Source organism: Helicobacter sp. 12S02634-8 (assembly GCF_002272865.1).
GTDB lineage: Bacteria > Campylobacterota > Campylobacteria > Campylobacterales > Helicobacteraceae > Helicobacter_J.
Window position 1 is genome coordinate 70,093 of the sequence record NZ_MLAP01000009.1, and the last position, 12,645, is coordinate 82,737.

At 42.6% G+C, this 12,645-nt stretch carries 13 protein-coding genes; all 13 read left to right on the forward strand.

What is annotated here, in order from left to right:
- Positions 1-51 precede the first annotated feature (51 nt).
- The 13 genes from BKH46_RS06845 (at position 52) to BKH46_RS06905 (ending at position 12,630) form a co-directional block, all read left to right on the forward strand.
- Complete coding sequence (locus BKH46_RS06845) at positions 52-2,661, forward strand: HD domain-containing phosphohydrolase (RefSeq protein WP_095226095.1); 2,610 nt, start codon at positions 52-54, stop codon at positions 2,659-2,661.
- Between the two features lies 1 nt (position 2,662).
- Positions 2,663-3,046 carry a LysR family transcriptional regulator gene (locus tag BKH46_RS06850; protein ID WP_095226096.1) on the forward strand — a complete coding sequence of 128 codons (384 nt, stop codon included), beginning with the start codon at positions 2,663-2,665 and terminating at the stop codon, positions 3,044-3,046.
- Positions 3,047-3,091: 45 nt separating this feature from the next.
- A complete protein-coding gene (gene modA, locus BKH46_RS06855; protein ID WP_095226097.1) occupies positions 3,092-3,838 on the forward strand; it encodes a molybdate ABC transporter substrate-binding protein in 747 nt (248 codons plus the stop codon).
- A complete protein-coding gene (locus tag BKH46_RS06860) occupies positions 3,816-4,229 on the forward strand; it encodes a TOBE domain-containing protein (protein ID WP_143428924.1) in 414 nt (137 codons plus the stop codon). Before modA ends, BKH46_RS06860 begins: the two co-directional genes overlap by 23 nt.
- Entirely contained in the window at positions 4,222-4,905 is a 684-nt protein-coding gene (modB, locus tag BKH46_RS06865; RefSeq protein WP_095226124.1) for a molybdate ABC transporter permease subunit, read from the forward strand. The genes BKH46_RS06860 and modB overlap by 8 nt, the downstream gene beginning before the upstream one ends.
- The gene (locus BKH46_RS06870; RefSeq protein ID WP_095226099.1) at positions 4,902-5,768 is read left to right on the forward strand and encodes an ATP-binding cassette domain-containing protein; all 867 of its coding nucleotides are present in this window, start codon (positions 4,902-4,904) and stop codon (positions 5,766-5,768) included. Before modB ends, BKH46_RS06870 begins: the two co-directional genes overlap by 4 nt.
- 126 nt (positions 5,769-5,894) lie before the next feature.
- Positions 5,895-6,461, forward strand: coding sequence for a hypothetical protein (locus tag BKH46_RS06875; RefSeq protein ID WP_253248327.1), 567 nt, complete (start codon positions 5,895-5,897; stop codon positions 6,459-6,461).
- Between the two features lie 22 nt (positions 6,462-6,483).
- Entirely contained in the window at positions 6,484-7,083 is a 600-nt protein-coding gene (locus tag BKH46_RS06880; protein WP_095226101.1) for a hypothetical protein, read from the forward strand.
- A gap of 127 nt (positions 7,084-7,210) precedes the next feature.
- Positions 7,211-8,797: an outer membrane protein transport protein gene (locus BKH46_RS06885; RefSeq protein ID WP_095226102.1), complete on the forward strand. Its 1,587-nt coding sequence runs from the start codon at positions 7,211-7,213 to the stop codon at positions 8,795-8,797.
- Positions 8,798-8,814: 17 nt separating this feature from the next.
- A complete protein-coding gene (gene pseB / locus BKH46_RS06890) occupies positions 8,815-9,807 on the forward strand; it encodes a UDP-N-acetylglucosamine 4,6-dehydratase (inverting) (RefSeq protein ID WP_095226125.1) in 993 nt (330 codons plus the stop codon).
- A 35-nt stretch (positions 9,808-9,842) separates the two neighbouring features.
- Positions 9,843-11,129, forward strand: a complete 1,287-nt coding sequence (gene coaBC, locus BKH46_RS06895; RefSeq protein WP_095226103.1) for a bifunctional phosphopantothenoylcysteine decarboxylase/phosphopantothenate--cysteine ligase CoaBC — start codon at positions 9,843-9,845, stop codon at positions 11,127-11,129.
- Positions 11,123-11,872, forward strand: coding sequence for a hypothetical protein (locus tag BKH46_RS06900; protein ID WP_095226104.1), 750 nt, complete (start codon positions 11,123-11,125; stop codon positions 11,870-11,872). Before coaBC ends, BKH46_RS06900 begins: the two co-directional genes overlap by 7 nt.
- 152 nt (positions 11,873-12,024) lie before the next feature.
- On the forward strand, positions 12,025-12,630 hold the full coding sequence (locus BKH46_RS06905) for a type II restriction endonuclease (RefSeq protein WP_095226105.1): 606 nt from the start codon (positions 12,025-12,027) through the stop codon (positions 12,628-12,630).
- The last annotated feature ends 15 nt before the right edge of the window (positions 12,631-12,645 follow it).

Sequence of the window (12,645 nt, forward strand, 5' to 3'; positions counted from 1 at the left end):
TTAAAGGCTAAAATATGTTTATTCTAGTCTTTTTAGATAAGGAAAAAATGATTGAGATTAGTCAATATTATTTTTAGCGATAAACAACGATTGCAAGTCGATTTCAAGCAACATCAAATCCAATCAGGTGGGAGGGAGAAGTATTTCATACAAGTTTTTGGACCTTTGAGTCGTGAAATATCTGAATACCTCATCGATGTCCTCAATGAACTTTTACCTGATTGTGAGATTTTGCTAGCTTCAAGTGCGTATCAAGTCTATGAACTCAAAACCATGAGCCAGATAGTCTTGGGTATCTCTTGTTTTGAATATTCAGACATCAAAACAGCGCATTTCCCTAGTGGGCTTGATGAATTGGCTATGGCGCAGAGGATTTTTGATACGCTCATCACGCCCAGAACAAAGCTTTTGATTATTTTTATCGAGCATTTTAGTGTTTCTGGGGAGATACTTTTAGCAGAATTGTTTCGGTTATGCCCTGAATTGATAGTCTGTGGGGGTAGGGCTGCGGGTAATCAGATGAAAGCTATCCGCACGCTAGTGGGCGATAAGCACGGTGTGTATATTGATGGGATTGTGTGCGGGGTGATTGATTCAGATGTGCTGCGTGTCCAAAATAGCTATGTCTTTGGTTGGCGGCCTATTGGACTGAGCCTTGAAGTGACTCGATCAGAAAAAAATACCATTTATGAAATCGAACACACCCCAATCAAAGAGATTTATCGCCATTATTTGGGCGAGGAAGTGTCGAGCAATCTTGAAAAGGTCGGTTGGAATTTTCCTTTTATCTTAGAAGATGAGAAAGGGAATTTCATCGGCAGAGTGCTCAATGAAGTTCGCAGTGATGGGGGGATTTCATTTTTGGGGAATATCCCTAATGGTGCGCGTGTGAAGTTTTCTTTTGGTTTTTTGGAAAATGTCGAAAAAGATTCCTTGAGAGAAAAAATCGATACACCCCAAAATGTCCAAGCTGTGTATATGTATTCTTGCATTGGTCGGGTGCTGTTTTTGGGGCTTGAGGGTATCAATAGGATTTTAGAAGTTTTTATGGATACACAAGCAGCTTGCGGGTTTTTTACCTATGGAGAGGTCTATCATTTCTCAAACGCCAACACAATGCTCAATCTGGCTAATACACGGATTGTTTTGAGCGAAGATGACTTTAAGGATACAGAGCTCAAAAAGGAAAATCCACAGATACAATGGAACCAAGAGTCGATGATATTAAATGCCATCACGCATTTATCTCAAGTCACCTCTAAAGAGCTTGATGAAGCGAGCCTTTCACTCAAAAGCTATAGAGATCTTGTCATTGAAGCTGTCCAGCATATCGAAGTCGATAGGGATTTGAGAATCACTTTTACCAACGAAAAAATGAGCCGTATTTCAGGCTATAGCCCTCAAGAGCAGATTGGCAAGAGTGTTTTGGAGTTTTTGGATGATGAGATGATTGCTTATGCGACTGATGTCGTGATCCCCACATTGCAAGCAAAGGGCACTTGGAGCGGGAAAATGCACCATATCAGAAAAGATGGCAGCCCTTATTATGTCAATATTTTTATCAAAGCTGTCTTTGACCATAACAATCAAGTTTCATCTTATATCATCGGTGAGATCGATAGGACTGAAGAAGAAATGCGCCAAAGGAAGCTTGAAAATGATTTGGTGAATCTGAAATATTCTGAAGAAGAAAAGCGTTACCTCTTGCAGCAATATGAAGACATCATCGATGAAACACAAAGCCATTTTAGGCTTGATTTGAATCGAAATTTTATCTATGCGAATAAAACATTTTTGGATATTTCAGGTTTCAAGCTTGAAGAGATTTTGGGCAAAAATATCTATGAATTTTTATCCCCATCACAAAGAGATCAATTCCAAGAAATCGGCAAAGCACTCAATACAACGGGTATCTATCGAGGGATTATCGAACACAATCGCACTGATGGGACACATTTTTATGTCCATAGTATCGGGGTGTATATACGCAATCTCCAAGGCGAGCCTGTCGAGATCATGGCAGTGGGTGTGGATATTACCAAGATTATGGAGTTTCAAGCTGAGATTGAGAGCGTGCAGAGGGATATTATCATCGCAATGGGGACAATCTGTGAGGGCAAGAGCCGCGAAACGGGCAATCACATCAAAAGAGTGGCAGCTTATTCTGAGCTTTTAGCCAAACTCTATGGTTGTAGCCCTGCAGATCAAGAACTGATTTTTATCGCTTCTCCCATGCACGATATTGGCAAGATTGGTATCCCTGATGCGATTTTAAATAAGCCCGGCAAGCTCACTGCAGAGGAGTTTGAAATCATGAAAACACACACGACTTTGGGCGAAGAAATGCTTGGTGGATCCCATCACTTGATTTTAAAGACAGCATCTCAAATCGCAGGCTCCCATCACGAGCATTGGGCAGGGGGTGGCTACCCTAGGGGGCTTATTGGAGAGGATATTCCGCTTTTTGGCAGGATTGTAGCGCTTGTCGATGTCTTTGATGCAATCAGCAATGATCGGGTGTACAAAAAAGCTTGGCCCTTGCCTGATGTGATCGCTTATATCAAAGAGCTCAAAGGCAAGCAATTCCAGCCAGAGCTTGTGGATTTGTTTTTGGCAAATATTGATGAATTTTTGGCTATTTCTGCGATGTATAAGGACTAAAATGCGCGTTTTCATACGATTTTGGATCACAAAAGAAAATAAAAATTTTTTAGGCAAGGGCAAAGTCGAGCTTTTAGAGCATATCAAAGCAACAGGCTCGATTTCAAAAGCAGCCAAAAATATGCAGATGAGCTATAAGGCCGCTTGGGATAGTATCGATATGATGAACCATCTTTCTGTGGGCGCTATGGTAGAGAGTGTCAGTGGAGGCAAGGGCGGGGGAGGGACGAAGCTGACCGCACAAGGTGAGCGCGCAATTGTTGTATTCAAGAAGCTTGAGCGCGTGATAGCACAGATAGAGGGGGCGATGTGTGCGAGTGAGGATTTTGATAGCTTGGAGCAAAAAATCATACTTTTAGAAAAACAGCTTACAAATTTATCCTAGCATTATATAAAATAATATATAATGCTCCAAAAAGGAGATAAAACGATGAGAAAGTTATTTGTAATCAGTTTTTTGTTGATAGGCTTGCTTTTTGCGCGCGAAAATGGTGAGATCAATGTGGCTGCTGCTGCTAATCTTGCTTATGTGATGGGGGATATTCAAAAGGAATTTTTAACCACACACCCCAATGACAAAATCAATATCAGCTATTCTTCTTCGGGCAAGGCATATGCCCAGATTACACAAGGTGCGCCGATTGATTTATTCATCTCTGCAGACAGAGAATTCCCCCACAAGCTCTACACACAAGGCAAAGCACCCCAAAAAGAGCGCGTGTATGCACAGGGAGTTTTGGTGCTTTGGAGCGCTAATCCTAAGATCAAAATCACTTCTTTACAAACGCTCACACTGCCATCTATCACGCACATTGCTATCCCAAACCCAGCACTTGCCCCCTATGGATATGCTGCAAAAGAAGCTTTAGAAAAAACTGGCCTTGGGCAAAAAATCCACACCAAGCTCATCAATGCGACCTCAATTTCTCAAGCCCATCAATTCGTTGCCACAGGGAGTGCTGAAGCAGGCTTTGGGGCATTGTCACTCATCGATAAACAAGATAAAAAAATCAGCTATATTATCATCGATAAATCTCTCTATAGCCCTATAGAGCAGGCTTTGATACTCACAAATCACGGCAAAGACAAAGAGCTAGCCAAGGAATTTGAAGCATTTATCCTAAGCCCAAAGGCAAAAAAGATTTTTGAAAAATATGGCTATATTGTCAATGAATAAAATCCCGTGCGTGATTAAGACTATCACAAATAGTGGTGGCGTGAGTTTTGTGTGTATGGAGTTTGGAGCACATAGGCTTTTTGCAATGCTTTTAGGTGGGGCTAGAGATACCACGCAAGCTATGGGGGCGAGTGTGGCAGCGCTTTTTAAAGAAAGCGAAGTGATGGTTTGTGATAAAGATTACACCAAAATCAGTGCGAGGAATCGCTTTGTTTCTGAGGTTTTGAGAGTGGAGAGTTCTGAAGTGCTTGCACGGGTTGTGTTTGCTTTTGAGGGCTTAGAAATCTCTGCTTTGATCTCAGCTCAAGCATATCAAGAGCTTGGAATAGAGGTGGGAAAAGTTTTTGGTTGGTTTGTCAAATCCTCTGAAGTGATGCTTGAATATGCTTGATAGCCAATTTTTGCAGACAATGTATCTGAGCTTTTTGCTCGCCTTTTGCACAACAGTTATTTTGTTGCCTATTGGGATTTTTTTGGGGCATTATCTTGCTTTTAGCAAGGGGTTTTTAAAGGTTTTGTTGGAAACTCTGATTTGGATGCCTTTGATTTTGCCTCCCACGGTTTTGGGCTTTTATCTTTTATTGACCTTTTCGCCCAATTATGCTTTCGGAGCGTTTTTGCAAGATCGCTTAGGCGTTAAGCTCGTGTTTAGTTTTTGGGGTTTGGTGGTTGGTAGCGTGATTTTTTCCTTGCCTTTTATGGTAAATCCCATCAAAAACGCGCTCTATTCTCTCCCATCTTCTTTGTCTGAAGCAAGCTATACTTTAGGTAAAAGCAAGTTTTATACATTGTTTTTTGTCTTATTACCCAATGTCAAATCAAGCATTTTAATGGCAATGGTGACTACCTTTGCCCATACAATCGGTGAGTTTGGTGTCGTGATGATGATAGGAGGGGATATCGCAGGGGAAACGCGCGTTGCAAGCATTGCGATTTATACCCAAGCTGAAGCGGCCAATTATTCTTTAGCCAATCAATATGCCTTGAGTCTTTGTATTTTGAGCTTTGTTTTGCTTTTTGTGGTGATTTTTATCAACAGGAAGAGCGAGAATAAGGGCGTTGTATGATTGAAATGGATTTTTCTAAGACACTTTTTGGCCCTCAAGGTGAGTTTGTCTTGCGTATTTCTTTGAGGCTAGAAGAGGGCAAGTTTTTTTCTATATTTGGCAAATCCGGTGCGGGCAAAACGACTATTTTACGCATTTTAGCAGGGCTAGAAACTCCAGATAGCGGCAGGATTGCTTGGGGAGATCGGGTGTATTTTGACTCCTCTGCAAAGATCAATCTCCCACCCCAGCAAAGAAAAATCGGCTTTATGTTTCAAAATTACGCACTTTTCCCACATCTGAGTGTTTATGATAATATCGCCTTTGCGCATAAAGGCGATAAAAAGCATATTCAAGAAGTGATTGCTTTGATGGAGCTCGATGGGCTTTGTCAAAAATCTATCAACACCCTCTCAGGAGGGCAAGCCCAGAGAGTAGCGATGGCTAGGGCTTTAGTGAGTGCACCTGATATGTTGCTTTTAGATGAGCCTTTGAGTGCGCTTGATGGGCAAATGCGCCTAAAGCTCCAAGATGAGCTCAAGGCCTTGCGTGAGCATTTTGCTATCACTGCCTTTTTAGTCAGCCATGATTTGGGCGAGGTTTATCGGCTTTCTGATAGTGTGATTTGCCTAGAAAATGGCACAATCTCTCAATATGGCAGTCCTGCAGAAATATTTTTACCTCAGCATTTTAGTGCTAAAATGCAAGTCAGTGGCGAGATTCTTTTGATCTCAAAACAACCTTTAATCACCATCGTAGATATTTTAGCCCAAGGCTCTATCATCAAAATCGCCCTAAGCCCCCAAGAAGCCGATGGTCTGAAAGTCGGGGCGCGCGTGGGCGTGATGGCAAAGGCTTTCAGTCCTATTGTCGTGCCTTTATAAAAATGGCACATCTTTTGCTTCAAAATGCTAAACAATATTTGAAAAGGATGTTTTATGACAAGAAGGTTATTAAACAGCTCGGCTTTTTTGACAGCAGGTATCATATTTGCAGGGTGCAATGCGCTCATGACCCCATCAGATGAAACCAGCCTTATCCCTCCCTCAGCTGTGTATCAATCCAATGTGCAAGCCCCCGTTTATCCTCCCGTGGGCTTTAGCAACCCCAATCTCAATGCGGGCAATATCGTTGCTAAGCGCAATAATTATGACACGCTCCCTGATACACGCTTTGATAACTCCAATGACTCCATCGCGCCTAAATCCGATCCCATGATTCCCAACACGCCTGTGCTCACACCGACTAATATCATCGAGCTCTCAGCTGTAGGAATGGGCGTTGCTCCTGAATCGACCATCTCACCCTCTCAAGCCCTAGCCTTAGCCAAACGCGCTGCGATTGTGGATGCGTATAGGCAGCTTGGTGAGAAAATGTATGGCATCCGTGTCAATGCCCAAGATACCGTGCGGGATATGGTGTTGCAAAACTCTACAATCAAGACAAAAGTCCAAGCCCTAATCCGTAACGCAGAGATCACTGAAACCGTTTATAAAGATGGTCTATGCCAAGTCAGTATGGAACTCAAACTTGATGGGAGAGTATGGTATCGTGCTTTGAGTGGTGTCCGCAGCTAAGTGGGTTAAACAGAGAACTTTCTTGAAAAAAATCTATTCTTTTTTAGGGTGGGTGCTGATCCCTATATTTTTTGCTTCTTGTGCTTCTGTGGGGGACTTTTTTTTAAATAAACCTTCAAAAGAAGCCCTTTCAAACAAGCAAGGGGCTTTTAACGAAGACAAAAAGCCTGCTCAATTCAAACTCATCTATATCAAAACAGCCTTATTCAAGTATTATGACTATGGGATTTTAGATATCACACCAAAAGATATCCAACTCAAGCTTTTTAAGCTAGGCAAGACTATCGGGAGTATCTCTATTGGGCCCTCACAGATTTGTTTTCTGAGTGATTGTGCGCCCAAGTGGCCAGCAGCTAAGGAATTTTTTGGCAAAGTGAGCTATGGAGATTTGTTTGAAGATATTTTGTTGGGTAAGGATATTTTTGGTGGTATCGGCAAGCAAATTGCCCCAAATGACACGCTCATACAGCGATTCCAAAAGAGTGGAGAAATTATCTTTTATGAACGCAAAAAAGGCCATATACTTTTTCGCAATATGACTACAGGTGTAGCGATTGCTATCGATGATTATGACAGCCCTAACTCAAATACGCAAACCTCTCCTACCTCTCCTAGCCCTTGAAACGACAGAACTTTAAAACAACAGAACTTTAAAAATTATGCATTTTTTAACATTAATCCGATAAAATAGGCTTTATTTTGTTGGCTATGCAACAATATGCAGATAAAGAATCATTTGATGGGGCGTGATGAAAAGATTTTTGGGCTTGGTGGTGTTGTCTTCTATGGCTTTTGGCAATGGCTTTAAAATCCAAGAGCAAAGTCTCAATGCCACAGCCCTAAGCTCTGCGTATGTCGCAGGCGCTAGAGGGGCTGATGCGAGCTATTATAACCCCGCTAATATGGGCTTTATCAATGATTGGGGGGAGAACAAAAGCGAGTTTGAAATCGCCACTTCACTCATCACAATCCCCGGCTTTCAGTTTGATGTCCCCACAACCAATCAAGGGCTGTATTCAAAAACAACCTTGCAATTTGATGATTCAATGATAGGAAAAATGGCATCGGGTATCATGAGTAAGCCCATTGACCTCTACCACTCCCCGCCCGATTCTCAGATTGTCGATGGCAAGACGGGCGATACAAATTTTATCTTGCCAAAGTTTTTTTATAAATCCCGCACACACAATGGCTTCACCTTTGGCGCAAGCTTTGTCGCGCCCTCAGGGCTAGCGATGAATTGGCAGGGCAAGGGTGGGGAATTTTTGCAAGATGTGTTTATCATGATGATTGAATTTGCCCCGAGTGTGAGCTATACGATTGGGGATCGCTTCTCCATAGGCTTTGCCCCGCGCGTGCTTTATGCGATGGGGAGTTTCAATAATGTCGTGTATGTACCATTAGACAAAGATGGAAAAGGGATTTCTTTGAGCAAAGACCAAGTGATGAATTTGACCGATGAGCAAATCAATGCACTGATCCCCAAAGACAATGCACTCATCAATGCTGTTTTAGCAGTCTTAAAGCCATTGGGCTATAGTATCAAAGATTTGATGGGCTCGCTCAAATCAGAAACAACCAATCTCTATGGCACAGCTAAAGTCTATCAAAAATCTGATGGAAAAGCCCTCTCAACGGGCTATCGTGTGGCCGCTTCGCTTCGAGTGTTTGATCACGGAATGTTTTCTGTGGTCTATAATTCTCCTGTGAAATTCGATATGAAAGGCAATTTATCAGCGACGACTTATATCGGTGGGGCTATCGGAAATGTCCTCACTACAGGCGATCTCAATATCGCTGTGACAATGCCTGAAATCTTGACCTTAGCCTATGCGCAGACATTTTTCAAAGACCATTTACGGGTTGAGGGCGTATATGAACGGACTTTTTGGAGTCGGGGGAGCAAGTTTTTAGTCACTCCTGATTTTGCTAATGCGACTTATAGCGGGCTGAGTGGAATGGTGGCCAATCAAAATGTATTCAATTCCAACACGCTCAAAAATATGGTCGGATTAGCAGATTTTGCTGGTGTGATGAATATGGGAGCGGGCTGGAGAGATACAAACACTTATCGCTTGGGCGTGACTTATATGGGGAAAAGCTTGCGTTTGATGGGGTCATTGGCTTATGATGAAGCCCCTAGCCCGCAGGATAAAATCGGTATCCCTGATTCAGATGGCTATATGGTCGGTTTGGGTGCGAAATATAATTTCAGAGGTTTTGACTTGGGCGTGGGGTATTCAGTGACTTTCAAAGACAACAGACGCAGTATGTATCAATCAGATGGGCTCGGACAGCTCAAAATCGCAACGATGAGCTTAGGCTATCGGTGGTAGGAGAAAAAATGGCGCATATAGTAGATGGCAAAACGATTCTCATCACAGGAGGGACAGGGAGCTTTGGCAAGAGATTTGTCCAGATGGTGCTAGAAGAGCACAATCCCAAAAAAATCATCGTTTATAGCCGCGATGAACTCAAGCAATATGAGATGGCCCAAGTATTTAATGACAAAAAAATGCGCTATTTTATCGGCGATGTCAGAGATAAAGAGCGCTTGAGTAGTGCGCTTATGGGGGTGGATATTTGTATCCACGCAGCTGCACTCAAGCACGTCCCTATCGCAGAATACAATCCGATGGAATGTATCAAGACTAATATTTATGGGGCAAGTCATGTGATCGATGCGGCCTTAGAGCGTGGCGTGGGGCATATTTTGGCCTTAAGCACAGATAAAGCGACCAATCCCATCAATCTCTATGGTGCGACCAAACTTTGCTCTGATAAGCTATTTGTGAGTGCTAATAACATCAAAGGAGCGGCTAAATCTAAATTTGGCGTGGTGCGTTATGGCAATGTTGTGGGCTCTAGGGGGAGTGTGATACCCTTTTTCAAGCATTTGGTTGCAACAGGCGCAAAGACAATACCGATTACAGACACGCAAATGACGCGCTTTTGGATCACGCTCACACAAGGCGTGCGTTTCGTGCTTGATAGCTTAGAGAGAATGCAAGGGGGCGAGATATTTATCCCTAAAATTGCGAGTATGAAAATCACAGACTTAGCCCAAGCCCTAGCGCCCCATATCCCCATTGAAGTCATTGGAATCCGGCCAGGTGAGAAGCTCCATGAAGTGATGATCCCTAAAGATGATGCGCGTTTGGCTTTGGAGTTTGATGACTTTTTTATTTTAAAGCCCACGATCAGTTTCCAGACGCCCATTGATTATACCCATACGCTCAAAAATGAGGTCGGTAGGGCTGTGTGCGATGGCTTTGAATACAGCAGCAATGGCAATGACAAATGGCTCAGCCAAGAAGAGATTATATCAATGAGCCAAGGGCTTTGAGTATTTGAGGAGTCTTTGGATACAAAAGGGGTGCTATGAGAGGGCTTGAGAAATTGAATTTAGAAAATCTGCAAAATCTGCAAGGTCTTTTTGAGATAGCAAAGGGCAAGCATATTTTACTTTTGGTGAGTGGGAGTATTGCAGTTTATAAGAGTCTTGATCTTGTCCGAGCGTTTAAAAAGCTCGGTGCGTGCGTGCGTGTGGTGATGAGTGAAGAGGCTAAGAAATTTATCACACCTTTGAGCTTTGAAGCGCTTGCACACACACAAGTCCTGCATACACAAACCGAGAGTTGGGCGCAGAGCGATGGGGAGATTGCTTGCAATCATATTGCTTATGCCAAATGGGCGCATATCGCTATTTTAGCCCCTGCAAGTGCTAACACTCTAGCTAAAGTGGCCCATGGGATTACAGATGGTTTGGTGCTGAGCACATTTTTAGCTTGCAAAGCCCCCAAGCTCATTGCCCCTGCGATGAATACAGCAATGCTAGAAGCTCCCCAAATAAAGCAAGCCATCGCCTTGCTCCAAGCATATGGTTTTGGTATCATCAAGCCCCAAGAAGCCCTGCTAGCTTGCGATACCTATGGCAAAGGGGCTTTAGCACACATAGATGAAATTGTTTATAATACTTTAAGGACAATCCATACAGATACATTTTGGCAACACAAAGAAGTCATCATCACAGGGGGAGGGAGCGTGGAGAATATCGATTCTGTGCGTTATATCTCTAACCACTCCAGTGGCTTGCAAGCAAGCTTTTTAGCGCTTGCGCTCTATTTGCGCGGGGCAAAGGTTACTTTGATTGCTTCTGTATTCCCGATGGCACTTCCTACGGACATAGAGTGTATCAAGGCAAAAGATAGCCAGACTTTTTTATCCACGCTCAAAGAGTGTATCCCTCAAGATAGAGAGGCCTTTTTGTTTATGGCTGCTGCAATCAGTGATTATGTCCCCAAAGAGTCCTTTTCGCATAAACTCAAAAAAGACGCCATCGGAGAGGTCTGGCACATAGAATGCCAAAAAAATATCGATATCCTCCAATCCCTCACATCGCCCTATCTGCATAAAATCGGCTTCAAAGCAGAGTCTGATGGACAAGACGCCCCACAACACGCGCAAAAAATGCTCCAATCCCCAAAAGATGGAGGCAAGGGCTGTGCAGTGGTGTGTTTGAATTGTATCGGCACGCATAGCCCTTTTGGAGCTATGGATAATGAAATGACACTTTTTTCTCATACGCACACCCATCATATCAAGCGCCAAGACAAGCTGGCTGTGAGCTTTGAAATCCTTGAATTTATCCAAAAGACATTATGCTAGAATCCATCAAATCCCTAGCCCAGCTCTCTATGCTCGCCCCAAAGGGCAAGGAGGTCAATGGATTCAATGCGACTTTGCCCTTGCTCCTTAAGGTGCTTGCTAAAAAAGGGGCGCATGAATATTTGCTGCAAGTGGGGAATGTGGCTGTGCATACTAAGAGTCAAAAAGAACTGTTTGTCGGGCAGAGATATTGGGCAAATATGTCAAGAAGCACCACAGGAGCGATCTTGCTTTCTAATCTCTCTCCTACCCCCAAACTCCTCCAAACGCTCCAAGATAGCCCACTCAAGCTGAGTTTTTCAGATATTCAAAAGCTCATCAAAAAAGGAGAGTTAAAAGAGCCTTATCATGAGCTATTGCTAGATAAAATGCTCCATACCCAAAGCCGCCATGAGTTTTTGACACTGGGGAATTTGCTGCTTTCTTTGCAAAAAGATGTGCTGACATTTTTTATCCACGAAAAACATCAAGAGAGCTTGGTGCAGATAAAGGCAACTAAGGGTAGGGAGCAAAGTTTGGAATTTTATGGTTTATACCCCCATCTAGGGGCTATCAGCGGGCGTGTGTATCTGGATAAAAACGGCGTTAATGCCCAGATTTATGTCGCTTTTGAGCGAGTGGTGAGATTTTTAGAAGCGCGCAAAAAGAATCTGCGGGGCTTTGAATCTGTTGTGATCTTACACAAGGAGGTTTTAGAGCCTTTGTTTGCCTTTGAAGAGAGCCTTTTGGATATCAAGGGCTAAGATGAGTGAGAAAATGGATAAGAAAATGCGTGTGTATTTGGATGTTGTGATAAAGGATTGTAGTTGGGTGCAGAGGGAAAAATAGGCTAGAGCGTGGAGATCAGCACAATATCAAAAAATCCCACGAGCTTTTAATTATCAAGGAGTAGCTATTGTATATAAAGGAAGTCAAAACAGCTTTTAAGATTGCAGATGTTGCGTTTGTAGAGGGAAGCACAAAGTTGCAGTTTAATTATGTAAAAAAACTAAAAGATGAAAAGGGCAACCCACTACCCCAAAAAATTCTCACAGAAAATGTCGCACGAGTTTATATTATCGTAGTTGATGGTGAGATAAAAAAGATTGGAGGTTCTCAAAGCAAGGGGGGAATCAAAAATACTTTGATGATCTATCAAGATGGGGGCGTAAAGGGTAGGCCAAGTATTCGAAGTTTTGGGATTTGGTATTTTTTGTATTCTACAATTTTAAAAAAGAAAAAAATAGAATTTTATATGGTGTATCAAGAAAATTTTGAGAAGGAAATCAAAGGACTTTTTGGATTAAAAAAGGTCAAAAATGCCTATATCAGCTACAAACTGATTGAGCAATGTTGCATTGATGATTATTTGGCAAATGAAAATGGGCAATACCCCGAATGGAATGTCCAAGAGAGGGGTATGGATTTGCCTATGGGGATTGAGGATGAGCACGTTGAAATACTTAAAATGAGCGCGACCAAAGATAAAACCATCATAAGAAAAGAAATCAAACGCATATAAAAAAGATTTAATCGT

Coding starts and splice junctions, on each gene's coding strand:
- BKH46_RS06850 (WP_095226096.1), top strand. CDS start 2,663: ATGCGCGTTTTCATACGATTTTGGATCACAAAAGAAAATAAAAATTTT.
- modA (WP_095226097.1), top strand. CDS start 3,092: ATGAGAAAGTTATTTGTAATCAGTTTTTTGTTGATAGGCTTGCTTTTT.
- BKH46_RS06860 (WP_143428924.1), top strand. CDS start 3,816: ATGGCTATATTGTCAATGAATAAAATCCCGTGCGTGATTAAGACTATC.
- modB (WP_095226124.1), top strand. CDS start 4,222: ATGCTTGATAGCCAATTTTTGCAGACAATGTATCTGAGCTTTTTGCTC.
- BKH46_RS06870 (WP_095226099.1), top strand. CDS start 4,902: ATGATTGAAATGGATTTTTCTAAGACACTTTTTGGCCCTCAAGGTGAG.
- BKH46_RS06875 (WP_253248327.1), top strand. CDS start 5,895: ATGACCCCATCAGATGAAACCAGCCTTATCCCTCCCTCAGCTGTGTAT.
- BKH46_RS06885 (WP_095226102.1), top strand. CDS start 7,211: ATGAAAAGATTTTTGGGCTTGGTGGTGTTGTCTTCTATGGCTTTTGGC.
- coaBC (WP_095226103.1), top strand. CDS start 9,843: ATGAGAGGGCTTGAGAAATTGAATTTAGAAAATCTGCAAAATCTGCAA.
- BKH46_RS06900 (WP_095226104.1), top strand. CDS start 11,123: ATGCTAGAATCCATCAAATCCCTAGCCCAGCTCTCTATGCTCGCCCCA.